General features: G+C 46.0%; 22 protein-coding genes. 15 read left to right on the top strand and 7 right to left on the bottom strand.

Going from position 1 to position 26294, the window contains the following annotated elements; all coding sequences use genetic code 11:
* Nucleotides 1-28: 28 nt before the first annotated feature.
* The 5 genes from QZ371_RS03595 (at nucleotide 29) to QZ371_RS03575 (ending at nucleotide 3779) form a co-directional block, all read left to right on the top strand.
* Complete coding sequence (locus QZ371_RS03595; RefSeq protein ID WP_295209564.1) at nucleotides 29-670, top strand: SH3 domain-containing protein; 642 nt, start codon at nucleotides 29-31, stop codon at nucleotides 668-670.
* A gap of 37 nt (nucleotides 671-707) precedes the next feature.
* Nucleotides 708-1214, top strand: a complete 507-nt coding sequence (locus QZ371_RS03590; RefSeq protein WP_295209561.1) for a DUF6106 family protein — start codon at nucleotides 708-710, stop codon at nucleotides 1212-1214.
* A gap of 2 nt (nucleotides 1215-1216) precedes the next feature.
* Nucleotides 1217-1597, top strand: coding sequence for a holo-ACP synthase (gene acpS, locus QZ371_RS03585; protein WP_295209559.1), 381 nt, complete (start codon nucleotides 1217-1219; stop codon nucleotides 1595-1597).
* Nucleotides 1598-1600: 3 nt separating this feature from the next.
* Complete coding sequence (locus QZ371_RS03580) at nucleotides 1601-3151, top strand: NAD(P)H-hydrate dehydratase (RefSeq protein ID WP_295209556.1); 1551 nt, start codon at nucleotides 1601-1603, stop codon at nucleotides 3149-3151.
* A 109-nt stretch (nucleotides 3152-3260) separates the two neighbouring features.
* Entirely contained in the window at nucleotides 3261-3779 is a 519-nt protein-coding gene (locus tag QZ371_RS03575) for a hypothetical protein (protein ID WP_295209554.1), read from the top strand.
* A 71-nt stretch (nucleotides 3780-3850) separates the two neighbouring features.
* Here QZ371_RS03575 and QZ371_RS03570 read toward each other — a convergent pair whose 3' ends face one another.
* The 5 genes from QZ371_RS03570 to QZ371_RS03550 form a co-directional block, all read right to left on the bottom strand.
* Nucleotides 3851-4729 (bottom strand): hypothetical protein, encoded by an 879-nt coding sequence (locus QZ371_RS03570; protein ID WP_295209551.1) that lies wholly within the window; start codon nucleotides 4727-4729, stop codon nucleotides 3851-3853.
* A gap of 629 nt (nucleotides 4730-5358) precedes the next feature.
* Nucleotides 5359-6291 carry an NPXTG-anchored protein gene (locus QZ371_RS03565; RefSeq protein ID WP_295209548.1) on the bottom strand — a complete coding sequence of 311 codons (933 nt, stop codon included), beginning with the start codon at nucleotides 6289-6291 and terminating at the stop codon, nucleotides 5359-5361.
* 269 nt (nucleotides 6292-6560) lie between these two features.
* Nucleotides 6561-7490 carry an NPXTG-anchored protein gene (locus QZ371_RS03560; protein WP_295209545.1) on the bottom strand — a complete coding sequence of 310 codons (930 nt, stop codon included), beginning with the start codon at nucleotides 7488-7490 and terminating at the stop codon, nucleotides 6561-6563.
* 213 nt (nucleotides 7491-7703) lie between these two features.
* On the bottom strand, nucleotides 7704-8465 hold the full coding sequence (locus QZ371_RS03555) for an amino acid ABC transporter ATP-binding protein (RefSeq protein WP_295209542.1): 762 nt from the start codon (nucleotides 8463-8465) through the stop codon (nucleotides 7704-7706).
* A gap of 12 nt (nucleotides 8466-8477) precedes the next feature.
* On the bottom strand, nucleotides 8478-9188 hold the full coding sequence (locus QZ371_RS03550) for an amino acid ABC transporter permease (RefSeq protein WP_295209539.1): 711 nt from the start codon (nucleotides 9186-9188) through the stop codon (nucleotides 8478-8480).
* A 921-nt stretch (nucleotides 9189-10109) separates the two neighbouring features.
* Between QZ371_RS03550 and QZ371_RS03545 the strand changes: the two genes are divergently transcribed.
* The 10 genes from QZ371_RS03545 (at nucleotide 10110) to QZ371_RS03500 (ending at nucleotide 24824) form a co-directional block, all read left to right on the top strand.
* Nucleotides 10110-11639, top strand: coding sequence for a MoxR family ATPase (locus tag QZ371_RS03545; RefSeq protein WP_295209535.1), 1530 nt, complete (start codon nucleotides 10110-10112; stop codon nucleotides 11637-11639).
* 119 nt (nucleotides 11640-11758) lie between these two features.
* A complete protein-coding gene (locus tag QZ371_RS03540) occupies nucleotides 11759-11905 on the top strand; it encodes a hypothetical protein (protein ID WP_295209532.1) in 147 nt (48 codons plus the stop codon).
* A 226-nt stretch (nucleotides 11906-12131) separates the two neighbouring features.
* Entirely contained in the window at nucleotides 12132-13748 is a 1617-nt protein-coding gene (locus QZ371_RS03535; protein WP_295209529.1) for an ATP-binding cassette domain-containing protein, read from the top strand.
* 33 nt (nucleotides 13749-13781) lie between these two features.
* A complete protein-coding gene (locus tag QZ371_RS03530; protein WP_295209526.1) occupies nucleotides 13782-14567 on the top strand; it encodes a methyltransferase domain-containing protein in 786 nt (261 codons plus the stop codon).
* A gap of 27 nt (nucleotides 14568-14594) precedes the next feature.
* Entirely contained in the window at nucleotides 14595-15083 is a 489-nt protein-coding gene (locus QZ371_RS03525) for a GNAT family N-acetyltransferase (RefSeq protein WP_295209830.1), read from the top strand.
* A 138-nt stretch (nucleotides 15084-15221) separates the two neighbouring features.
* Nucleotides 15222-16715 (top strand): sialate O-acetylesterase, encoded by a 1494-nt coding sequence (locus QZ371_RS03520; RefSeq protein ID WP_295209524.1) that lies wholly within the window; start codon nucleotides 15222-15224, stop codon nucleotides 16713-16715.
* A 191-nt stretch (nucleotides 16716-16906) separates the two neighbouring features.
* Complete coding sequence (locus QZ371_RS03515; protein ID WP_295209521.1) at nucleotides 16907-19885, top strand: acyl-CoA dehydratase activase-related protein; 2979 nt, start codon at nucleotides 16907-16909, stop codon at nucleotides 19883-19885.
* Entirely contained in the window at nucleotides 19885-21150 is a 1266-nt protein-coding gene (locus tag QZ371_RS03510; protein WP_295209518.1) for a 2-hydroxyacyl-CoA dehydratase, read from the top strand. Before QZ371_RS03515 ends, QZ371_RS03510 begins: the two co-directional genes overlap by 1 nt.
* A gap of 300 nt (nucleotides 21151-21450) precedes the next feature.
* The gene (locus QZ371_RS03505; RefSeq protein ID WP_295209515.1) at nucleotides 21451-22449 is read left to right on the top strand and encodes an aldolase catalytic domain-containing protein; all 999 of its coding nucleotides are present in this window, start codon (nucleotides 21451-21453) and stop codon (nucleotides 22447-22449) included.
* A gap of 185 nt (nucleotides 22450-22634) precedes the next feature.
* Nucleotides 22635-24824, top strand: a complete 2190-nt coding sequence (locus tag QZ371_RS03500) for a right-handed parallel beta-helix repeat-containing protein (RefSeq protein ID WP_295209512.1) — start codon at nucleotides 22635-22637, stop codon at nucleotides 24822-24824.
* Between the two features lie 65 nt (nucleotides 24825-24889).
* Here QZ371_RS03500 and QZ371_RS03495 read toward each other — a convergent pair whose 3' ends face one another.
* Both QZ371_RS03495 and ureG read right to left on the bottom strand, forming a co-directional pair.
* Nucleotides 24890-25672 carry an urease accessory protein UreD gene (locus QZ371_RS03495; RefSeq protein ID WP_295209509.1) on the bottom strand — a complete coding sequence of 261 codons (783 nt, stop codon included), beginning with the start codon at nucleotides 25670-25672 and terminating at the stop codon, nucleotides 24890-24892.
* The gene (gene ureG / locus QZ371_RS03490; RefSeq protein WP_294408944.1) at nucleotides 25669-26280 is read right to left on the bottom strand and encodes an urease accessory protein UreG; all 612 of its coding nucleotides are present in this window, start codon (nucleotides 26278-26280) and stop codon (nucleotides 25669-25671) included. Before ureG ends, QZ371_RS03495 begins: the two co-directional genes overlap by 4 nt.
* Between the last annotated feature and the right edge of the window lie 14 nt (nucleotides 26281-26294).

Genomic DNA, 26294 nt, shown 5'->3' with positions numbered 1-26294 from the left:
GTAAAAATCAAGAGGAATGATAAATTATATGCAAAGTATACAAAGCATACTTAAAAAGATTTTGGCTGCGGCTGCGGCGGCTCTGCTGACGGCAGGAATGGTATCTTGCGCATTTTCGGCGGAAAGCTCCGTGGCGGATACCACCACCACAAGGGCGACAACTGAGCAGCGTCTTATCGAGACCACGAAAACTGCCACGCAAAACGGCAAGTATGATGAGGACGACGAGGATTACGAGGGCTACACCACCACCTCTTCGGTGACGGCGGGCACGCTGGAAAACCCCGACGTGAGCATTGACGACGGCTACGATCAGGACATAATCGCAACGGCAACAAAGCGAACCACCACCACGACCACCACAACAACGGCGGCCACCACCACAAAAAAGATCACCACCACAAAGTTCAAAAAGGACGCCCTCAACCCATTGGCGGACGAAAACAAGTACCCAGATTCGATACCATTTCTCGTCAAGTCGGATACTACATATCTCAATCTGCGCTATGGTCCATCGCAAAAATACGATGTCATAATGAAGATACCGAACGAGAAAAAGATCGAAGGCTATGGCGAAAAGCTTGACGGCGACGGCAATATATGGGTGTATGTCAAGTATGACGATCAGAGCGGCTGGGTGATGAAAGAGTTGCTGGGTGCGGTGGAATAATAAATAGTAATAGTAAAAAATCAACGGAGGATAAATAATGGACAGCTTTAAGGAACAGATAGTTCGCAAACTTCCAACACAAAATGACAAGCTTCAGAAAATTTTCATAATGATCGGCAGCGTTGCGCTGGCTGCGCTTTGCTTTATTTTCCCATTCGGAACGCAGTTTTCCGTGATCGGAATTTTTCTTGCGGCGGCTGCGCTTTACGGCGGATATTATCTTATAACGAAGCTCGATGTTGAGTATGAGTATATTTTTACCAATGGCGAGATCGACGTTGACAAGATCACGGCGCAGCGTTCAAGAAAGCGCCTTATCACGTTCAGATGTGGCGCAGCAACAGATTTTGGCGTTGCGGACGACAATTTCGAGGTGGAGGACGGCAGAACACAGGTGCTTGCCTGCGCCTGCAACAGCGAGCTGACGGACTATTATATCAGCTTCAACCACAAGAATTTTGGCGAAACAACGGTGATCTTCACCCCCGATGAGGATATGCTCGCACTTATCAAGCCTGCACTTCCAAGAACGCTGAGGAAATAAAAATGAAAATATTTGTCGGAACGGATATCATAGAGATCGAACGGATCAAAAAAAGCTGTCAGAGCCGACGTTTCTGCGAAAGGGTTTACTCCGAAAAGGAGCTGACCCTTTTTTCACAGAAAAAGAACCCCTACGAGTCAATGGCGGCAAACTGGGCGGCAAAGGAAAGCTTCGGCAAGGCGCTTTCGACAGGTGTGGAGGGCTTTGGGCTAAATGAGGTCAGCTGCCTGCGTGATGAAAACGGCTGCCCGTATCTTGAGCTGACGGGCAACGCTTTGCGCATAGCAAAGGAGCGTGGGCTGACTTTTTCTGTTTCATTATCCCATATAAAGGATATCGCTACAGCGGTAGTGATCGCATACAAAACAGACAGCGAGGTGTAAAAAATGAGATTATTGACAGTTGAACAAATGACTTTTTGCGAGCACGATGCCGAAAATTACGGCGTTAGCCTCGGTGCGCTTATGGATAACGCAGGGGCAAAGCTTGCCGACACGATACAAACGGCGGCGAAAAAATTTGGCGATAATGTAAAGATCGTCCTGCTTGTGGGTAAGGGCAACAATGGCGGCGACGGACTTGTTGCGGCGCAGCGGCTTTTTGAGCAGGGCATTGCTACTGAGATAGTCCTCTGCTGCGGCGAGCCTGACACCGATCTTTCGTCGGCGGCGTATAAAAATCTTGACAAAGCCGTGCCAGTCATAAGCGACAGGGAGCAGGCTCTCGAGAAGATAGCAAGCGCTGATATCATCGTGGACTGCATTTTCGGCACGGGCTTCCACGGGGCGCTTCGTGATAACGTCAAGCTAATTTTCGCCGCCTGCGCAAAGTCAAAAGCCTATAAGATTGCCTGCGACCTGCCCTCGGGCACAAATGCACGCAACGGCGAGGCGGACGAGCTGAGCTTTAAGGCGGACGAGACCATAACTTTCCATATGAAAAAGCTTGGTATGTCGGTATCGCCTGCGAAAAATTTTGTGGGCAATTGCCATACTGCTGATATCAACATTCCAAAGGAGTGCTCAGAAAAGTTGTCGTTAAACATACAAATGCTGGATATCCACACAGCGGCGGGTTATCTCCCAAAGCGACCAAGTGACGGACATAAAGGCACGTTCGGCAAAGTCGTCAGCGTATGCGGCTCGGAGCGCTATATCGGTGCGGCAGGACTTTCAGCACTTTCGGCAATGCGCACGGGAGTAGGGCTTTTCGAGCTTTGCACGGCAAAAAGCGTTGTGAACTCCCTTTCATCAAAAATCTTGGAGTGTACCTATGCCGCAATGAAAACCGATGATGACGGCTTTATGACCTCTGTCAACGCCGAAACTATCCTTGAAAAGTGCAGGGGAGCGAAGTGCCTGCTTGTCGGCTGCGGACTTGGCCACACCGCCGAGACCGAAAAGCTTGTGGCGAAGCTTGTGGCAAATGCCGAAATTCCGCTGATTATTGACGCCGACGGAATAAATTCACTTGTCCCGAATATAGATGTACTGTTGAAGAAAAAAAGTCCTGTTATATTGACCCCTCACCCGGGGGAGCTTGCAAGGCTTTGCGGCGTGACGGTGCAGGAAATCAAGACGTACAGGTTCGGCTATGCACAAAAACTTGCGGAAAAATACGGCGTGACAGTTCTTGCCAAAAGCGCCGAGACCTTTGCCATCGACCCGACCGGTGAAGCCTATGTCATCGATCAGGGCAACACTGCGCTTTCAAAGGGCGGTTCGGGGGATATGCTGGCAGGCATAACGGCGAGCTTGACGGCACAGGGCGTTCAGCCTGTCAAAGCGGCTGCGCTGGCGTCATTCCTGCTTGGATATACTGCGGAGCTTGCGGCGTCTGAACGTTCTGAGCGTGGAATTATCGCACAGGATATTCTTGCGGCGCTGCCCGATAGTCTGTACGTTCTTGAAAATATCGCAGGCAGAAAACAGGGCTGACAGGCTTATTAAAGGCAACAAAAGGACTTTCTTCAACTGAGGAAAGTCCTTTTTAATTTTTATTAGTAATTTTAATATTAGAAATTTAGGGAACGAACGGAGGAAAACTATGAGGATTTGGGCTGCAATAGGGAAGCTGACCGCCTGCGGAGCAATTCTTGCACTGAGTTTGGGAATGTTCACAGGCTGCGCAAAGAAGGGCAAGGACACGGAGCTTGTGAAGGTGGACGAAAATTTCAGCGGCAAGGCGGTCATAACCGTTGACGGCACGGAGTATTCGGCGGATATACAGCGTGGCGGTTCGGATATGTGGCAATGGGAGTTTTCCGCTCCGCAGACTGTTGAGGGTATGGCGATAAGTTGCTCGGGGAATAGCGCAAGGCTGGAATTTATGGGGCTGAGCTATGAGACCGACAGGGACAATATCCCCGAAAGCTCCGCCGTTACGCTGACCTCTGCTGCTATCGACAAGCTTATCTCGCAAAAAGGCTGTACGGCGGTGGTGAATGACAAAGGCGTTACCACAGTCAGCGGACAGGTGAAAGGGCAGGACTTCTATGCAAAGTTCAAAGGCGACAAGCTGCAAAGTCTTGACATCTCCACAGAAGTGTCTGTGAAGTTTAAATAGTAAATTTTGCATACAAAAAAGCCTGTACAGCAAATACTGTACAGGCTATATGTACATCAAATGATAAGAGCTTACTGGAAGTTCTTGAGAGCGATAACATTACCGTCCTCATCTTCAAATCTGATGTCAGCGATGTAGAAGCAAGCATCGTTAGGAATGCTCCATCTCATAAGTGTGAGATACTGTGAAGATGTTGCGTCAACGAACTGAGCTGCTGGCTTGATGCCAGGTCTCATAACGAGCTCATAAGAACCCCACTCAGATGTCCATTCAGCCTCACCGAACTCATAGAGCTGGTTCCAACCAAGATTGTCAACATCAGCGCCAGGCTGTGTAACGAAAGCGCCCATAAAGTTACCAGGAACAAGTGACTCTGTGCCGTCGTCAGCTGTGAAGTTGCCAACTGCCTTTGTTACAACGTCCATCTTAACTGTGAAGATCTTAGGAAGATCCTCTGTCTGACCCTCGAAGAGCTTAGACATATCAAATCTGATCTTAGGGATCTTGTAATCGCCGTAATCGTCCTGATCGAGAACTGTTACCTTCATCATTGGTACGCCGGCAACTTCCTCAACTGTGAATTCACAATGGGACTCGTCTGTGCCATCGAAATCATTCTCTGCCATACAAGCAAGACCGTAATCTTCAGCGGTCTTATCTGTTGAGAACTTGAGCGAAGCGTCAGCATAGTTAGCGAGTGTCTCAGGCATCTCAGAGATGTCCTTAGCAACAGCGGCGTCAGAAGAATCGCCAGCGCCAGACTCAGTAGCTGTGGAATCAGCGGCAGACTCAGCGGCAGCGGTTGTAGTTGTAGTTGTCTCAGGGGCAGCTGTTGTAGTTGTAGTAGTTTTTGCATCAGCCTTTGATGAAGAATCATCAGAACTTCCGCAAGAAGCGAACATAGCACTTGTAAGTGTAAGTGCAAGAGCGCAAGCTAAAAGCTTTTTCATTTTAATAACCTCCGTTTATTGTACGGAACCGTTTAACACGGTCCTACTATATTTACCTTTGTATTATAGCATAATATCCAGCTATTTTCAATATCCTATTTGCACAATTAAAACACACTTTTTAGTACATTTTACACAGAAAACGATTACAGAATAGTGCAGTATATACAAATAAGTTAGATGTAAAATAAACAAACCAAAGAAAGTAAATAAAGCATCTCTTGACTAAATCATCAGCCAAGGGGCTATTTTAGTATTTTAAATGAAAGAGCTTTTCGTAAATTACGATTAGTCAGCGTTTGGCTCGTCAACAGTTACCTTAGTAGCAGCCTCAATATTGTAAGTGAAATATAAGTTCAATATTAAGTATATTAACTTTATTACTTGTCTATCGTAACATATTATTGATATAAAAACAGTAGATTATTTGCAACAATTTGTGCCAATAATTATTCATACGCTTTTGACAGATAACGATTACTTCTCCGTGAAATGACAAAAACGGAGCCTCCCACACTTCTGCGGAAAGCTCTGAAAAATCCGTATATCAATTTTTTACTCAACACTTAATTGAGAAGATCACTTCTCAGGGAAATTTTCTAGAAAGAAATTACTTTCTCGAGAGAAATTTATTTTCTCTTTGATACTACAACAGCAGCAGCGCCAGCGAGAGCTACGCCTGCAAGAGCAAGACCAGCTGTTGCGCCTGTGTTAGCTGTGTTGTCAGAAGCAGCTGTTGAAGATGTGGCAGCTGTTGAGTTAGCAGCCTTTGAAGTAGTAGCAGCTGTTGAGTTAGCCTTAGAATCTGTCTTTGAATCGGACTTGCTGTCAGTCTTTGAGTCTGTCTTGCTGTCAGTCTTTGAATCTGTCTTAGAATCTGTGTTGCTGTCAGCCTTTGAATCATTGCCGCCGAGAGCTGATGTGTCGAGGATACCTACACCCTTCTCATCAACTCCAGAGAATGGGATAACGGAATCGCCGTCAGCAGTAATGTTCCAAGTACCATTCTCAAAGTGACCGAACTGAATGTTAAAACCAACGTTGTAAACAGTCTTTGTTGACTCGTCAGCAAGAGTTACTTCTTCTTCGTTGATCTGACCGCTGCCAGCTTCAACCTGTGCCTTGATGTCAGAACCCTTCACCTTGATCGTATAAACGCCATTGTCGTTTGTGCAATCATAGCCGCCAACATAGTTGCCGTCTTCATAGATAGCCTGTGTTGTGTAGTCTGTTTCATCAGCATTGTTGATTCTGAGTACGCAGTAAGAACCGCTCTCGTTAAGAGCAACACCATCGTCGCCAGCTTCCCAAACAGCGTTTGTTGTGTCAACTGTGAATGTGAGTGTTACATCAGAGAGTGCAGCGTCTGTTGAGTAGAACTGTACCCAGCAGCCGTTCCATCTTGAAGCTGTGTCCATATTGTCGAATGCGAGGACTTTCTTCTGCTCCTTTACTTTCCAGTCCTGAATCCAAACTCTTGAATCTGCTGCAGATACGGACATTACTGTTGTTGCTGCCATTGTCAGTGCAGCAACGCTTGCCAAAATCTTAGAAATCTTCATAATCTAAAATCTCCTAAAAATATATTTTTAAGTTAGCTAACTTGACCAAGATCGTATTAGCTAAACTTAAATTCTTAAATTATCCAATACTTAAATTAACTTTGTCTAAAAACAAAGATATCGCAGAAAGACCTCAACATAACAAAAAATGATGAAGAATGTCTCTCTGCGATAGTTCTACGGGAATCGACTAACTTATATGTATATTAGTCAATACAATTTTAAAAATTACTTCCTCAAAGAGAAATTACTTTCTCAAAGAGAAAATATTATTTTCTCTTTGCTACAACGATAGCAGCACCAGCGAGAGCTACGCCTGCGAGTGCAAGACCAGCGGAAGCGCCTGTGTTAGCTGTGTTGTCAGAAGCAGCTGTTGAAGATGTAGCAGCTGTTGAGTTAGCAGCCTTTGAAGTAGTAGCAGCTGTTGAGTTAGCCTTAGAATCTGTCTTTGAATCGGACTTGCTGTCAGTCTTTGAGTCTGTCTTGCTGTCAGTCTTTGAATCTGTCTTAGAATCTGTGTTGCTGTCAGCCTTTGAATCATTGCCGCCGAGAGCTGATGTGTCAAGGATACCTACACCCTTCTCATCAACGCCGGAGAATGGGATAACAGAATCGCCGGAAACTGATACGTTCCAAGTAGCCTTATCAAAGTGACCGAACTGCATATTGAAACCAACGTTGTAAACTGTCTTTGTTGACTCGTCAGCAAGTGTAGCTTCTTCTTTGTTGATCTGAACTCCGCCTGTTTCTACATCAGAAACGAGCCAGCTGCCAGGAATTGTTACTGTGTAAACGCCGTTGTCATTTGTGCAGTTGAGAGCGCCAACAGAGTTGCCTTCCTCAAACTGTGCGCCGTGACCAGTTGTTTCATCATCTGTGTCGCCGGCTCTCATAATTGTGTATGTACCGGACTCGTTCATTGGAGCGCCGTCGTCACCTGTCTGCCAAGTAGCGTTTGTTGTGTCGATTGTAAATGTAACATTTACATCAGAAAGGTTTGCGTCTGTTGAATAGAACTGGATCCAGCAGCCGTTCCAAGCAGTAGCAGTATCCATATTATCGAATGCGATAACCTTCTTCTGCTCCTTTACTTTCCAGTCCTGAATCCAAACTCTTGAATCTGCTGCAGATACGGACATTACTGTTGTTGCTGCCATAGCAAGAGCAGCACAACCAGCCAAAATCTTTGAAATTTTCATTGTGATCTCCTCCATATTAGGTTAATTTAAGTATTGAGTATGAATTGTTATTCAATCCTAGTTATATTATAACAGACTTTTGTCCGAAAATCAAGTGGTTTTTGCATTTTTTATTCCAAAAAGTGTTGAAATTTCTAACAATATTGTCATAGGCTTTTTGTGTATTTATCACAGAAAACGTTATCATTTTTTGTTACCAACAACAAAATGCCACTATCTGTCATTAAATCTCTGCAAAAATTGCTTCGTCCTCTCGTTCTGTGTCTGACCGAAAACCTCTTCGGGCGTGCCCTCTTCAACGATATAACCCTCGTCCATAAAAATGACGTGGTTGGCAACGTCTCTTGCAAAAGCCATTTCGTGGGTGACGATGACCATTGTCATTTTCTCTTTCGCAAGCTCCTTTATGACCTTGAGTATCTCACCCGTAAGCTCGGGATCAAGTGCGGAAGTCGGCTCGTCAAAAAAGAGTATCTGCGGCTTCAAAGCCAGCGCCCTTGCAATGGAAACACGCTGCTGCTGACCGCCCGAAAGTTCGCAGGGGTAAGACTTGCCCTTTGTTTCAAGTCCCATTTTCTTGAGAAGTTCCTCGCAGTTCTTTCTTGCCTCAGCCTTTGATCGTTTCAAGACGTGCACAGGGGCTTCGATGATGTTCTGTTCCACAGAAAAGTGTGGAAATAAATTAAAATTCTGAAAAACAAGACCGATCTTAAGGCGGATATCTCTAAGCGTTTTCGCAGGGGCATAAACAGCCTTGCCGTTTTCGGTGTGGAACATATTCACACCGTCAACGTTTATCTCGCCGCCGTTTGCCTTTTCAAGCTGGTTTATACATCTGAGCAGAGTAGATTTACCGCTGCCTGACGGTCCGATAATCGCCACAACTTCGCCCTTTTCGACGTTGAAAGAGATATCTTTGAGAACCTTTAGGCTGTCAAAGCTTTTGGAAATATTTTTAACTTCAAGAATAGCCATAAGAGTTCCTCCTTATTTATAATAGTCGAATTTCTTTTCGATAACAGCAAAAATTATCGTCACGATCGCATTGAGCACGAAATAGAAAGCGCCTGCGATAAAAAGCGGAGTTATCGAGCTGTAAAGGTTCATCTGCTGCTTTGCTTTCATCGTTATCTCCGCAAATGCGATAACATTGGCAAGGGAAGTGTCCTTTACAAGAACGATAACTTCGTTAGCCGTCGCAGGGACAACACGCTTTGTGACCTGCGGCAGGATAATTCTGAAAAAGGTCTGAACCTTCGTCAAACCGAGCATAGAAGCAGCTTCGTATTGACCCTTTGGGATAGCCTCGATACCGCCTCTGAAGATCTCGGCAAAGTACGCCGCATAGTTGAGGACGAAAGCCGTCACAAGGGCGATGAACATATAGTTCGGGTTGTTTTTTACGTTGGTGAGAATGTCATAAATTCCGCCTGTCTTGCCGCTTTTGGCAGCGCTTGCAATAATAAGCGGCACAGCATAATAAATAGCAATAATTTGCAGCATAAGCGGCGTGCCACGCATAATAAGTATGTAAAGATTAGTCAGCCAAGAAATTGGCTTGAAGCGGCATTTTTTCAGCATAGTCACAAGAACGCCGACAGGGATAGATAAGATCAGCGTCCAAGCGAAGAGCTTTAGGGTGTTGGGGAGAAACTCGAGTAAGATCTCGGTGACCTTTTTAACTTCCTCAAATGTCATTGAAATTCATTCCTTATAAAATAGTATAGTTATTTTTGTCTGCTTTCATAGTATCATTTTAGCATATTAGTACATTATACTACACTTTGGTGCATTTGTCAATGCAAAAGTTAAGTGAGGAATGAGGAGTGAGGAATGAGGAATTAAGGTATCGCCTAACGGCGATATTTTTGTAGGGGCGCACATCGTGCGCCCGTGATACCCGTTGTACATTTGACAATAAAAATACTCAATGTGGTTTTAACAAACGGGCGAACACTGTTCGCCCCTACATAAATTAATCATAAACGATTGTGCAATCTCGATAATTTTGCAAGCCACAATTTGTGCAAACAAATGATTTATTATTTAATTTGGCAACAATTAAGCAATTATTGCATTTTTTATGCAACTTTTCGCCGATTTTTCGGGATAAGTAGAAAGACATTTGCAGAGTGGCAAGGGAAACTTGTTGGACGGGCGGTGATGGCTCCGAGGTGAAGAGTCGGCTGGCGCATCTAAGGACTTGCACCCAAATGTTGAGACGAAATCATAAAAATGCGTGTGCGCATAATTTTAAAGCGCAGCTTTGTGACGTAGCCTCCGCACGGAAACTTGACAATTGAATATTTACAGAAGAGGAGTCGTTAAGGTCATTTCGCCGTTTTTATAAGCTATCAGAAAACGATTAAGCCCAACATTTTCAAATTGCTGCTATACTATGGCTATAACTGCATTATTTCGATGTTAAAAAATATGACTTTGATACAGAATAACTAAAAAAATCAGCAATGATTGTGTATGTTGCCAAAACTGAAAGGGGCTATTGACTTTAAATTGGAGATAGTATATAATGAAAAAGTAAGATGTTTTAAGATATGCAGGGCGTTTGTTCATATTTTCGGAATCGTTTTTCGTGCCTGCATAAAGGGAGAATTGACTATGAATATTAAAGAAGCAAAGCAGCAGATACTCAATGCTATACAGGCTTACCTTATTAAAGATGAGTTCGGCGATTATCGTATAAGCATTGAACATCAGAGACCTGTTTTCCTGCTGGGTGCGCCTGGTATCGGTAAAACAGCTATTATGGAGCAGATCGCTCAGGAAACAGGCGTCAGCCTCGTTACTTACTCTATGTCTCATCATACGAGAGAGTCCGCATTGGGTCTGCCTGTTATCGTACATAGAAATTATACCGGCGCTGATGTCCAGATATCAGAGTATACGATGAGTGAGATCGTGGCTACGCTTTATGATACTATCGAAGCGACCGGCATTAAGGAAGGTATCCTATTCCTCGATGAGATCAACTGCGTGTCGGAGTCTCTTGCCCCTGCAATGCTCCAGTTCTTGCAGTATAAAGTTTTCGGACTTCATCAAGTCCCTGCCGGCTGGGTAGTCGTTACCGCAGGTAACCCACCTGAGTTCAATAAGTCCGTTTCTGAGTTCGATATCGTTACACTCGACCGTGTTAAGAGAGTTGAGTGTCAGCCTGATTTCGGCGTTTGGAAAGAATATGCCTATTATGCAGGCGTTCACCCTGCTGTTATTTCTTACCTTGAGCTCCACCCAGACCATTATTATATGGTAGACGCAAGTGACAAGAACAATTATCGCTTTGTTACTGCCCGTGGCTGGGAAGACCTTTCGGAAATGATGCAGCTTTATGAGGAGAGCGGTATACTCGTTGACCACGCCCTCGCTGCTCAGTATGTACAGAACCCTGAGTTCTCAAAGAGCTTTGCCGAGTATTACGACAGATTTAACTACTATCGTGAAAAGTATGACGTTGACGCTATCCTCGAGGGCGGCATAACAGAGCAGAACGTTGCCGACGCAAAGGCTGCCGATACAGAAGAAGCCGTCGCTCTTATGAACCTTCTTATGGACGGTATCACATTTACGATGAGAAGCTGTATCCAAATGGAAAAGATGATAAGACAGATACACCCAAGAATGGAAGATGTTATCGTCAAGATCAATAACGGCCTCTCCTGCCGTCAGATCATAAGTGAGCATATTATGGACTGCAACAAGAGCCTTGACAAGGCTGTTAGAGCTAGAAATATCTCACCTTCAAATAAGAAGATACAGCATTGGATAATCCACAATCTTGAAGCATACCTCGACAAGTGCACAAACGAGGGTCGTGACAATAAGAACCGCTGCACGGTCATCTTGCAGAACGCTTTCAACAACCTGCTCCACGGCGCAAAGAACGTTACACAGCAGGCAATGACAGGCCTCAAGTATTCGCTGGATTTCCTCGAAATGTGCTATGGCGCAGACAGTCCGATTATGAAGAAGTTTATCGAAGAGCTGAAGATCAACTGCCACACCACAAGCTTCATCGAAAAGTACGGCTCAGAGCAGTATTACAGACTTGCAGGCGAGCCTGCAAAGCAGCCTACATACAATAATCTCTATGAGCTCAATCTTGCAGATTGCCTTACAGAGGACGAACAATAGTATATCAGAGAGACGGCTTCGGTCGTCTCTTTTCTTTTAATTCGCGTAGGGCTGGATTTTATCTGTGAATTGTGTTATAGTGAACATATTATAAATATTGAAACGGAGATAGGTCAATAATGAGTAATGAAACATGTGAAAAAGAGATCGTCTCTTCTGAAATATTGGAAAAGCTAAAATCGGCACAAGCACAAATAGATAATGGCGAGGGCGTTGACGGCGATGAGGTGCTGAAAGCTTTAAGAGAAAAATTCGCCGCCCGCTAAATATGCGCTTAAACACACAATATAATGTAGGGGCGACCTTTGGTCGACCGCAAACCGTCGCAAAAGCAGCAAAACAACGGGCGAACAATGTTCGCCCCTACATCAGATGTATTTGGACCCGTTTGAATAAAATTTAAGAATATTATTTACATTATCCGCTGGACTTTGCGCTTATACTGTGCTATAATAAAATAGTATGTATAAATATTGAAATAGGAGAGTTAAAATGATAACAGTTTCAAACGTTAGTCTTTCATTCGGCGGTCAGCTTCTTTTTAAGGACGTTGATCTTAAATTTACCAACGGCAACTGCTATGGCATTATCGGTGCCAACGGCGCAGGAAAATCTACTTTTCTGAAGATCATCTGCGGCGAGATCGAGCCGACAACGGGCGAGGTATCTATCTCCAAAGAGGACAGACTTTCTGTGCTCAGACAGGATCACTTTGCCTTTGACGAATACACAGTTCTTGAAACTGTGATTATGGGCAATAAGCGCCTTTATGAGATCATGAAGGAAAAGGACGAGCTTTACGCAAAGGAAGATTTCTCCGAGGAGGACGGCGACAGAGCAGGTCAGCTTGAGAGCGAGTTCGCAGAGCTCAATGGCTGGGAGGCTGAGTCGGACGCTTCTAAGCTTATCCAAGGTCTGGGACTTTCTGAGGATATCCTTTATTCGCAGATGTCAACTCTTTCGGGTAATGAAAAGGTCAAGGTGCTTCTTGCGCAGGCGCTTTTCGGCAACCCTGATATAATTATGCTGGACGAGCCTACGAACCACCTTGATATCGACGCTATCCGCTGGCTGGAGGACTTTCTTGCGGATTATTTCGGAACAGTTCTTGTTGTATCTCACGACAGACACTTCCTTAATAATGTGTGTACTCATATCGTTGATATCGACTATACAAAGATCAAAATGTATGTTGGTAACTATGAGTTCTGGTATGAGTCATCACAGCTTATGCAGCGAATGATGAAAAATCAGAATAAAAAAGCTGAGGAAAAGATCAAGGAATTGCAGGAATTTATCAACCGCTTCTCTGCAAACAAGTCAAAGTCAAAGCAGGCGACTGCAAGAAGAAAGCTTCTTGATAAGCTCACAGTTGAGGAAATGCCTGCTTCATCGAGAAAGTATCCTTTCATCGGCTTTAATATGGATAGAGAGCTTGGCAAGGACGTGCTGAAGGTCAATGGTATCTCAAAGACTGTTGACGGCGTGAAGCTGCTGAACAATGTGTCTTTCACTCTTGGCAGAACAGATAAAGTCGCATTTATCGGCGAGTCTGAACAGGCTATCACAATGCTTTTCAAGATACTTGCGGAAGAGGAAGAGCCTGATGAGGGCTCTATCAAGTGGGGCGTTTCAACTTCACGTTCTTATTTTCCTATTGACAACTCGGCGTACTTCAACGACAATGACGAAAGCATTGTTGACTGGATAAGACAGTATTCAACTTCCGAGGTAACAGACACCTATCTCAGAGGTTTCCTTGGCAAAATGCTTTTCTCGGGCGATGAGATATACAAGCCTGTAAAGGTGCTCTCGGGCGGCGAAAAGGTTAGATGTATGTTCAGCCGTATGATGCTCTTTGGCTCAAACGTTATTATGCTTGACAGACCGACCAACCACCTTGACCTTGAATCTATCACAGCGGTGAACAACGGCCTCAGAGATTTCAAGGGCGTTGTAATATTCGCTTCCCACGACCACGAGATCGTGCAGACTGTTGCCAATAGGATAATCGAGATCACACCCGACGGCTGTATCGACAGACAGGGCACTTATGAGGAGTTCCTTGACTGGAGACGTGAGCGTGGTATGAAGTCATTTATCGAATAATTCATTCGTTTCTTATATTTCGGAGATGATAGTATGGAAAAATTCGGCTGGAACAGCAGCACATATCTGAAATTCAAAGAAGAGCGCACTCAGCCCTCGAGAGACCTTGCAGCGGCGATAAAGCTTGAAGCGCCCAAACGCATTGTCGATATCGGCTGCGGCCCCGGAAACAGCACGGCGGTGTTAAAAGCAAAATATCCCGAGGCGGAAGTTATCGGCGTGGATAATTCTGAGAATATGCTTGAAAAAGCAAGGGTGAATCATCCCGATATAACTTTTGTTTACTGCGACGTTTCAAAGGGCTTTGAGGGCGTGGAAGAGCTTGAGGGCGGTTTTGACGTGGTGTTCTCAAACGCCTGCATACAATGGGTGCCAGATCATCACAAGCTTATCCCGAATATGCTGGGGCTGCTCAAAAAGGGCGGCGTAATGGCAGTTCAAGTGCCGCTGACCGAGCGTCAGCCTATGCACAAGGCGCTTAATGATATTGCAAAGCTTGGCAAATGGCAGGGCAGATTTCCCGATCTTGGCAGCTATCACACGCTTTCGGCCGAGGAATATTACGATATTCTCACGGAGCACGCAGACTATTTCAGAATGTGGGAGACCACATATTATCACAGGCTGAACGGCTGCGAGGGCGTTATCGAGTGGTACCGTGGTTCTGCGCTGAGGCCTTATCTTCAGCGGCTTGACGAGGTCGAGCAGAAAGAGTTTAAAGCCAAGCTTCTTGAAATGATAAAAGACAGCTATCACGTTCAGAAAAACGGCGAGATAATATTCAGATTTCCGAGACTTTTTTTCACGACTTCGGTATAAAGAGAGTAGGCTGTTAAAATGGCAAAGATGAAAAATGTTACTGTAAGAGGTTACGATATCGACGACGTGCCTGCAATGTCGGAAATTTGGAACGAGGTCGTTACCGAGGGCAACGCATTTCCGCAGAAAGATACCCTTGACTATGAGGGCGCTGTAAAGTTCTTCGCTTCGCAGACATTTTGCGGCGTTGCGGAATATGACGGCGAGGTCGTTGGAATGTACATACTTCACCCCAACAATGTTGGCAGGTGCGGACACATTGCAAACGCAAGCTACGCTGTCAAGAGCACTTGCCGTGGAAAGGGCGCAGGCAAGGTGATCGTTGAGCATTGCTTATTTATGGCAAAGCAGAAGGGCTTCAAGGTCTTGCAGTTCAACGCTGTTGTGGCTTCAAACGTCAAGGCGATAAAGCTTTACGAGACTTTGGACTTTGTGAAGCTCGGTACTGTTCCGGGCGGTTTTGAGAATAAGGACGGAGTTTTTGAGGATATCATTTTGCTCTATCACACGCTTTGAACTCTGTTAGTGAGGAATGAGGAATGAAGGTATCGCCTGCGGCGATCTTATCCTTGTTGCGAACTTCGTTCGCTTTGACCTCTCGGTCGCTTTTGTTGATATTCTTTAGATAAATTATAGAAAGGTGTAGAAAATAGTATGTTGAAAGTTGCTAATATTTTTTCCAATGATATGGTGCTCCAGCGTGATAAGAACATTGTTGTATGGGGTCTTGGCGATGAAGAGAGGACTGTTACTGTAAGCCTTAACGGCGTGACAGTTACGACGCAGGTGCGTGACGGCAAGTGGGTCGCTATCCTGCCGCCGATGAGTGCTGGCGGAGAGTACGAGATGACCGTTACTGACGGTTGCACGGAGAGAAAGTTCTGCCGTGTTATGATCGGCGAGGTTTGGTTCTGCGGCGGTCAGTCAAATATGGAGCTTGAGCTTCAAAACGCAAAGGGCGGCAAGGAGATACTTGAGACCTTGACCACCGACTGCAACGTCAGATTTTACTACACTCAGAAGCGTGGAACACTTGACGAGATGTTCTATGAGGACGAGAACAACACCGCTTGGGCGCAGGCTTCAAAGGACAATTCGAGAGCTTGGAGCGCTGTTGGATTTTTCTTTGGCCGCAAGCTTGCCGCTGACCTTGGCGTGACTGTTGGTCTTATCGGCTGCAACTGGGGCGGAACTTCCGCTTCTGCTTGGGTGGACAGGGCGACCCTTGAGGGCAGCGAGGAGCTTAAAAGCTACGTTGAAGAATACGAAAAGCGCAACGAGGGCAAGACTGTTGAAGAGCAGATCAAGGAATACAAGGCTTATCAGAAGTTCGAGCGTGAGTGGGACAGAAAGTACGGCGAGCTTCTTAAAGACGACCCTTCAATGAGCTGGGAGAAGGCAAACGAGATTCTCGGCGACAAGAACTGGCCGGGCCCGATCAACTGCGTGAACCCATTCAGACCAAGCGGACTTTACGAGACAATGGTTATGAGAGTTTGCCCATACACTATCAAGGGCTTCCTTTATTATCAAGGTGAGTCGGACGACCACAAGCCCGACAGTTATTACACCCTGCTCACATCGCTTATCAAGCTTTGGAGAGAGAAGTGGGGCGATGACGAGCTGCCGTTCATCATCGTTCAGCTGCCGATGTTCAAGTACGCAGCCGACCCCGATTACAAGCATTGGTGCAAGATAAGAGAAGCGCAGATGAGGGCTTTCAAGACGGTGAAGAACACGGGGATAGCTGTTATTTCCGATTGCGGCGAGTTCAACGAGATACACCCGAAGGACAAAGTTCCTGTCGGCGAAAGACTTTGCTTGCAGGCTGAAAAGCTTTTCTATAGAATGGACGTAAAGGCGTTCGGCCCTATCTACAAGTCCCACATTTTCAGAGACGGCGGCATTGAGCTGAGCTTTGACCACGCCGAGAACGGCTTTGTTGTAAAGGGCGAGGCGCAGGGCTTTGAGATCGCAGGGGCAGACGGCGAATTCGTCACCGCTGATATCACTATCGACGTCGGAAAAATTTTCATCAAGTCTGACAAGGTTTCGCAGCCGCTCCACGCAAGATACAATTGGTTCAATTATTGCGATGTGACCCTTTACAATGAGACGGGAATACCCCTTGCACCATTCAGATTTTAATATATTTGATATTTTTTGACAGACAAAGAGACGGACAGCGGGTTCGTCTCTTTTTTGTGGCGATATCGGATATATGCAAAATATAAATGTTATCAATTATCAAATAATTATTACCCGAAAGCACTTGTAATTTGCAGAAAAGTGTGTTATAATCATTATGTATATTTGAATTTAAGCAGAGAGGATCGACTATGAGTAAGATTTATGACCTTGGTATCGACGTAGGCTCAACGACTGTCAAGACGGTCATTCTTGACGACGGTGAGTTTATTTATAACAAATATGAAAGACACTTTTCAAAGGTAAGAGAAACGGTGGCGGAGCAGCTTAAAGCTATCAAAGCGCTTTACCCCGATGATAAATTCAAGATAGCTATAACAGGCTCGGCTGGTCTCGGTATCGCCGAGGCAAGCGGCATTTCATTCGTGCAGGAGGTTTTCTCTGCATTTATCGCCGTAAATAAGAAATATCCAAAGGCCGACGTTGTTGTCGAGCTGGGCGGTGAGGACGCTAAGATAATCTTCCTCACAGGGGGCGTTGAACAGCGTATGAACGGCTCCTGCGCAGGCGGCACCGGCGCATTTATCGACCAAATGGCAGGACTTTTGGGCGTTACTCCAGACGAGATGAACGACTTGGCGCTCAAGGCTGAAAAGACTTATCCTATCGCTTCAAGATGCGGCGTTTTCGCAAAGTCAGATATCCAGCCGCTTCTTAATCAGGGCGCAAGAAAAGAGGATATCTCTGCTTCTATCTTCCAGGCAGTTGTAGATCAGACGGTTTCTGGTCTTGCACAGGGCAGAAAGATAGGCGGACAGGTGCTTTTCCTCGGCGGACCGCTTACATATTTGAGCGCACTCAGAAAGGCTTTCAGGACTACGCTGAACCTTGATGAAGAACACGCTATTCTTCCAGATAAGTCCTCCTGCTATATGGCTTTCGGTGCGGCGCTCCACGCTGACACGCTGGCTGAGGAAATGACTATCGACGAAGCTATCGACAAGATCACCCACGCAAAGGCAAACGACAATATCGTTGTGGGCAAGCCACTTTTTGCCTCCCGTGAGGATTACAATGAATTTGTGGACAGACACAGAAAGTCTGACCTTAAATATGAGGATATAAGAACTTACAAGGGCGACGCTTATCTCGGTATCGACGCAGGCTCGACCACCACTAAGCTTGTTCTTATCACCCCCGATGGCAAGCTGCTTTATCAGCATTACTGCTCAAATAAGGGTCAGCCGCTTGATATGATCGCTGCAAAGCTTGAAGAGATATATGACCTTGCAACGCCTGAACTGAACATCAAGGCTTCCGCTGTAACAGGTTACGGCGAAGATCTTATCAAGGCAGGTCTCGGCGTGGATTACGGTATCGTTGAGACTGTTGCACACTATAAGGCAGCGGCATATTTCTGTCCCGACGTTGACTTTATCATAGATATCGGCGGTCAGGATATCAAGTGCTTTAAGATAAAAAACAACGCTATCGACAGCATTATGCTCAACGAGGCCTGTTCATCGGGCTGCGGTTCGTTCATTCAGACCTTTGCAGGTGCAATGGGTTACGATATCGCAGAGTTCGCAAGGCTGGGACTTTTTGCAAAAGCACCTGTTGAGCTTGGTTCAAGATGTACAGTATTTATGAACTCTTCTGTTAAGCAGGCGCAGAAGGACGGCGCTTCCGTTGAGGATATCTCCGCAGGTCTTTCATCGTCGATCATCAAGAATGCGGTATATAAAGTTATCAGAGCAAAGTCTATCGACGAGCTGGGCAAGAATATCGTTGTTCAGGGCGGTACGTTCCTTAACGACGCCGTGCTGAGATCATTTGAAATGGAGCTTGGCAGAAACGTTATCAGACCAGCCATTGCAGGACTTATGGGAGCATTTGGCTGTGCGCTTTTCGCAAAGGAAAAGTCAAAGGGCAGCCTTGAAAATTCAAAGGTGCTCACAAAGGCGCAGCTTGAAGAGTTCGCATATAATTCAAGAGCCGTTCAATGCGGCGGCTGCGGCGCTCATTGCAATCTGACGATCATAAGATTCAACGACGGCAGAAGGTTCACATCGGGCAACCGCTGCGAAAAGGGCGCAGGCATAAAGATAACAGACAGAACTGAAAATATGATCGAGTATAAGTATAACAAGATACTCGCCTATGCGGAAAACAAGCCTAAAAAGGCTATCGCAAAGGTGGGTCTGCCGCTGGCGCTGTCTTATTACGATCTTATGCCGTTCTTCTCAACGCTGCTCACAAGCCTTGGCTTTGAGGTGGTGCTTTCTGAGGAGTCAACGAGAGATACATATTACAAGGGTCAGCAGACTATCCCGTCAGACACGGTATGTTATCCTGCAAAGCTTTGTCACGGTCATATCGAGAGCCTGCTTGACAAGGGCGTGGACTTCATCTTCTATCCTTGTATGAGCTATAACGCTGACGAGGGTCAGTCGGACAATCACTACAACTGTCCTGTCGTTGCGTATTATCCCGAGCTTTTGAAAGCTAATAATGACAAGCTCAACGACGATAATTTCGTTATGCCTTATCTTGATATCAACATCAAAAAGCACGTTGCAAAGGCAATGGCTAGGGCGCTTTCAAAGTACGGCATTACGCCAAAGCAGGTAATGGAAGTTCTCAACAAGGCATATTCCGAGCAGGTAAGATACCGCAGGGATATCGAAAACAAGGCGCAGGAGATAATCGTAGAAGCCCGTGAAAAGGGACAGAAGATAATCGTCCTTGCAGGCAGACCTTATCATATCGACCCAGAGATTAACCACGGCATACACAAGCTTATCGCATCTCTTGGCTTTGCCGTTATCACCGAGGACAGCGTTGCGATGAAGGTGGATACTCCAGCACTTGACGTCCTCAATCAATGGACTTATCATTCAAGACTTTACAGAGCGGCTGAGTACGTTTGCGAAAATGATGATATGCAGCTTGTTCAGCTTGTGTCATTCGGCTGCGGTATCGACGCCGTTACGACCGACGAGGTCAGAGCTATCCTTGAAGAGAAGGGCAAACTTTACACACAGCTCAAGATCGACGAGATCACAAACTTGGGCGCTGCAAAGATCAGACTGAGATCATTGGCGGCAGCCCTTGAAGAAAAAGAAGCCAGCGCAAATGCTGAAAAGAATATGGACAAGGAGGCAATGTAATGGCTGAAAAAGAGATAAAGCATTCGGGTTCGGACAGGGTAAAGAGATCGTATTTTGACAAGTCAAGACGTGAGGAATACACTATCCTTATCCCTGATATGCTGCCTATACACTTCAAGCTCATTATGGCGATATACAAGAAGTACGGCTATAATATGGAGCTTTTGCAGAACTGCTCGAGAAACGTTATCGACGAGGGTCTGAAGAACACTCACAATGACGCTTGTTATCCTGCGCTGCTGGTCATCGGACAGTTTATGGACGCACTCAAGAGCGGAAAGTACGATCTTGAACACACGGCTCTGCTTATGTCGCAGACAGGAGGCGGCTGTCGTGCTTCAAATTACATACATCTTATAAGAAAGGCACTGTCAACGCAGTTCCCTGAAGTGCCTGTTCTGTCGCTGAATTTTAGCGGACTTGAGAAGGACGCTTCGATAGATATCACTCCAGGTATTGCGATGAAGCTTATCTATGCTGTGCTCTACGGCGATATGCTTATGCTGCTTTACAATCAATGCAAGCCTTATGAGATAAACAAAAATTCCACGGACGAGCTTTTGGCAAGGTGGCAGCACAGGCTGGGAAAGCTTTTTGCGACCCCGAGCAAGTATATGCACACAAAGAGCATTTACAATGCAATGCTCAAGGACTTTGCGGCTCTGCCGAGGACAAAGGAAAAGAAGCCAAAGGTGGGTATCGTTGGCGAGATATATGTAAAGTATTCGCCGCTGGCAAACAATCATCTTAATGATTTTCTGCTTTCAGAGGGCTGCGAGCCTAACGTGCCGGGACTTCTTGACTTCGTGCTTTACTGCGCTTCTGACGCCATCAACGACGAAAAGCTTTACGACAAAAAGACGAGCCGCACCCTTATGTACGGCATTGGCTATGACGTGCTTTACAAGTTCCAGAAGCAGCAGATAAAGATTATCAACGAACAGGGGATTTTCCAGCCGCCGCACGATTTTGAGCACCTTAGAAAGTGCGCTGACAAGTACATCAGCCAAGGCGTAAAAATGGGCGAGGGCTGGCTCATCACCGCAGAAATGGCTGCCCTTGCTGAGACAGGCACAAAGAACATCATCTGCACTCAGCCATTCGGCTGTCTGCCTAACCACATCGTTGCAAAGGGAATGTCAAGGACTATCAAGCAGGCATACCCAGATGCAAACATCGTTGCCATCGACTACGACCCAGGCGCAACAAAGGTCAATCAGGAAAACCGTATCAAGCTTATGCTTGCCAATGCGGTTATGGATTGATAGGGCCTTATTTTGATATTATTTACCGCCCCTTGGAGTGTGCTCTGAGGGGCGTGTTTTTATAGTTTGACCCATAAAATCGCACAAAAATATCCCCACACGCCTTGAAAATATAATAAAAATGTAAAAAAACTTTTATTTCGCCCTTTAAGCCTTGACAAGTGGGAAAGATAGTGCTATACTTTAATACATAAAAGCTTAAAAGCATAAAATCTTTAAAGTATTGAAATTTATTCCGAGTGAAAGTTATAAATTGGTAAGAAAGCTTTGCTGTCGGGATATGGAAAGGAAGTTTTGTAAATGGCAAACCAGACAAAAAATATAAATCAGAAAGGCGACCTTATGTCTTATCGTCCCGATATAAGACTTCTTGACGCCACTATCCGTGACGGCGGACTTGTAAATAACTTCGGCTTCTCCGATGAATTCGTAAGAAAGCTCTATGAGACAAACATCAAGTCGGGCGTTGAATATATGGAGTTCGGCTATAAGGCCTCTAAGGAGCTTTTTGACGTCAAGGAATTCGGCAAGTGGAAGTTCTGCAACGAGGAAGATATCAGAGCAATAGTCGGCGAGAACGACAGTCCGCTGAAGCTTTCCGTTATGGCGGACGTTGGAAGATGCGATTTCAAAAAGGATATCCTGCCAAAGAGCGAAAGCGTTATTGATATGATAAGAATTGCGACCTACACTTATCAGATGCCCGGCGCGATCGAAATGATAAATTACTGCCACGATCTTGGTTATGAGACAACTATCAATATTATGGCTGTTTCTGCCAGCCGTGAGGACGATATCGCACAGGCTCTGGAGCTTATTTCAAAAAGCCCTGTTGATGTTATCTACCTTGTTGACAGCTACGGTTCGCTTTTCCCTGAGCAGGTCAGACGTCTGACAGCGCAGTATTGCGAGGTGGCAGAGGCAACAGGCAAAAAGGTGGGCGCACATATGCACAACAACCAGCAGCTCGCTTTTGCAAACACTATCGAGAGTATCTCCCACGGCGCAAGCTTTGCCGACGCAACGATGGGCGGTATGGGCAGAGGCGCAGGCAACTGCTTTATGGAGCAAATGCTCAGCTTCCTCAGAAACCCGAATTACAAGCTCACTCCAACACTCAAGTTCATTGAAAAGTACATCGCAGAGGAGAAGGCAAAGGGCTCAGTTTGGGGCTATGACGTGCCTTATATGCTCACAGGCGCACTCAATCGTCACCCTCGTGCGGCTATCGGCTTCCTCAAGGATAACAGAACAGATTACAACGAGCTTTATATGGATCTGCTCAACGAGCTTAGCTAATTGTTATTACACCAATAAAGATCAAAATATCTTTTCATACAATACTTTCCAATAAAGAACAGCACGGAAGCTTCTGTGCTGTTTCTTTTTTATCCTGTTTATGGCTGTGAGATATTGACATTATGGGCTTTGCGTGGTACAATGGTATTGTAAACTGTTATATAAAAATTATGGGAGATGAAAAAATGAAGAAGATCATATTGACGGCGTGTATCGCCGTGCTGGCTGCGTTTTCCCCTATGGGTTCGGGAGCTTTTGCGGCGCAGGATATCAGCACTTATTCCCAGAGCTGCAATGTTTCTGACTTTGGCGCAAAGGGCAGCGATAAGCTTGACGACTCTGGCGCCTTTCAGCAGGCTTTGGATAGCTGCCGAAATTCAGACAGCGTCACGACAGTCAACGTTCCTGCGGGCACATATTATCTCGGCAGCGAGCTGAGGATATACTCGAACACCTATCTTAAACTCAGCCCGAAGGCAAAGCTTATTAGGACCAATGACGAGAATTATTTCTTTATAAACGGCTCTGACAGCGACAACAACGCTGGCGGATACACACGCTCTCACGATATCACTATCGACGGCGGCGTTTGGGACGGCAATGTTACGAACACAAAGATAACCAACGGCCTTGTGAAAATTTGGCACGCAAAGAATATCAAGCTTATCAACACCACCTTCCAAAACTGCTGCGGAACGCATTTTATTATCCTTGACGGTGTTTCGGATATCACGGTGAACAACACGAAATTCTCCGATTTCAAGGAGTTCACAGGCACGGCGGAGTCTTATAAGGAGCAGACTGGCGCAGATTTCACATATCGCTGCACCGAGGCGCTTCATATCGACTATATCCCAAAGGGCAAGGCTGATTCGCTCCCCGGTGACGGCACGCCTTGCAAGAACGTTTCCGTTACGAACTGTACTTTTACACGCTGCACAACAGGCGTGGGTACTCATCACGTTTATGAATATATGCGTGCGAACAATGTGAATATCAGCAACAATACTTTTAACGATTGCTATTTTTACTGCATTGACGCCGCAGGTTTTACCAATTTCAAGGCATACGGCAACAAGGCCAACAACACAGGCGGACTTATCTTCGCCGAGCGCACCAGCGGAGCGGTATATAACAACACGCTGACTTCACGGACGAATTTGTCGGGTTCGATCTTCGCAAGGGATAACTACAACGGCAATTCTGAACGCTTCCTCAATGCGGTGAGAGTTTCGGACAAGAGCAATTTGGAAATTTACAACAACACTCTGAAAAATTCCACAGGCAACGGCATTTACGTTCTTGAAAACTCAAGCTTCACTATCAAGGACAACGCTATTTCAAATGCGAAAATGAACGGCATAATGGTATATGACGGGGCAAAGGGCAAAATTTATCGCAACAGCATAAACACCACAAAGCTCAACGGCATTTCTATCAGAAAGAACAGCACTCTTAACGAGCTTGGTCGCAACACCATTAAAAATGCCAGCGAAAACGGCATTTTTGTCACCGATTCTAATATTGTTTCATCGAGATACAACACTATTTCCACGATGAAAAAGAACGGCTACTATCTCTCGAATTCAAAGGCTTCCTGCGACAATAACGACATTTCGGGCTGCAAGGAGCAGGGCTTTTACGTTGCTTCGGGGGCAAATCTCACGGCTTATTCAAACTACGTCCACGGCAATACAAAGTGCGCTTTTATGGTAACAAAGGGCGCAACGGGCAAGATCACGAACAACAATATCCTCAAAAACGGCAGCCTTGATCTTTATGTCAGCGCAAACAGCAGGGGCATTGTATTCAAAAACAACGGCTCTGACAAAAACAAGACCAAGGTTGAGGGCGGCTGTTCCGCAAGCATCAGCGGCACGAAAAAGTGCCTCAAGGCGTACAATTTCTCTATCGCTTCATCAAGGGCCTATACGGGCAAGCAGATCAAGCTGGCGGTGACTTCAAAGCTCAAGAAAAACACCGATTACACCGTTTCATACGGCAAAAATGTCAGCACAGGCGAGGGCACAGTTAAGATAACGGGCAAGGGCAAATACACAGGCTCTTTCACCCTGCGTTTCAATATCGTGCCGAAAAAGGAAAGCCTTTCAAGCGTGTCCGCAATTTCAAAGGGCTTCACCGCAAAGTGGAAAGCTGACAGCCAAGCCACAGGCTATCAGATCGGATATTCCACCGACAGCAAGTTTTCAAAGAGCTCCAAAGTCAGCGTTTCCGACAAGAACAAGACCTCGGCGACTGTAAATAACCTCACAAAGGGCAAGAAATATTACGTCAGAATGAGGGCTTACAAGAACATCAACGGCAAGAATTATTACGGCGCTTGGTCGGCTGTTAAAAGCGTTACTGCGAAATAAAATCAAAATCAAAAAAACTGCACTCACTATTTTGTGAATGCAGTTTTTTATTTTGCAGTATAAATTCATTCGGGCGTTTTATCGCTTTCGCTGCGCACTTTTTCGGCGATAGAAAGGAACTTTTCATAAATCTCCTCGCCCGAATATCCCAGCCCACGAATGGCAATGCCACGCTCGGTGTGGGTAGAACAAAGCTGTATGCTGGCATCTTCTGCGGCGCTTTCAAAAATGCTGTCAAGCAGTCCTTTGTCGGGGAAATATATGTACATAAACCCCGTGTGGGTGAAGCCCTCGAAAAAGCCTTTTTTGCGTATGGGCAGTAGCTCGGGGTCGATGAGGGTGTTGTCGATAAAATCCGCCTTGCCGTCGATAGAAATTTCCGTCCGTGAGCGAAAGCGCTTCAAGCCGAACTCCTCGCCCATTGCCGTTCTGCCGCAGCAGTAAATTTCCGAGAAAACAAGGGTGGAGCTTTCGGCGATACTCACTCTGCCCGATGATATGTGATCGCAGCCTGCGAAAGTCATAATTGGGTGGGGGATATAGCAGAGCTTGCCGCCTTTGCGAACGACCAGTTTGAGGCTTTGCTTTGAAACGCCGCCGTTTGTGTTGAAAAGCTTTTGATAGCCTTGATCGGTGAAAATGACCTTGCAGCCCTCGCCGACATAAAGCTTTGTTTCGTTTTCGTCCCCAGCCAAAACACCTGCCGAGCCGCACATCGAAATGTACTTCGCCCAGCCACTGCCGTCATAAAACGGTGAATAGACCTTGAAAGGCGACGCAAAATACAAGTCCTCCGTGACGGTTTTCGAGCTGTCAAAAACCGTGGAAAGGTGCAGTCGGCCGTTCATTTGAGATCCTCAAAGAGGACTGATTTCTTTATCCAGTCGATGACCTGCGCAACACCCTCACGGCTCATAAGGTTCGTGAAAAGAAACGGTCTTTCGCCCCTCATTCGCTTGGAATCGGAAGCCATTACCTCGAGGGAAGCGCCTACCAGCGGCGCAAGATCGGTCTTGTTTATCACCAGAAGATCGGAACGTGTCACGCCCGGGCCGCCTTTTCTTGGAATTTTTTCGCCTTGTGCAACGTCGATAACATAGATAGAAGCGTCCGCAAGATCGGGGGAGAATGTGGCGGATAGGTTATCACCGCCGCTTTCAATGAACACGATTTGGGTGTCGGGGTGCTTTTTCACCATTTCGTCAACGGCTTCAAGGTTCATCGAACAGTCCTCTCTTATGGCCGTGTGAGGGCAGCCGCCCGTTTCAACGCCGACTATCCTATCCGCCGGCAGGCAGGAATTTTTCGTCAGAAACTCGGCGTCCTCTTTGGTGTAAATATCGTTTGTGACAACGCAGATCGAATATTCCTTTGACATTTCTCTTGTAAGGCGTTCGATAAGTGCGGTCTTGCCCGATCCGACAGGCCCGCCCACGCCGATCTTTACATAACTCATTTTCGGTTCTCCTT

The organism is Ruminococcus sp. (assembly GCF_019423705.1).
Taxonomy (GTDB): domain Bacteria; phylum Bacillota; class Clostridia; order Oscillospirales; family Ruminococcaceae; genus Hominimerdicola.
The sequence above is the reverse complement of the archived record's forward strand: the minus strand, read 5'-3'. Positions and strand labels throughout refer to the sequence as shown.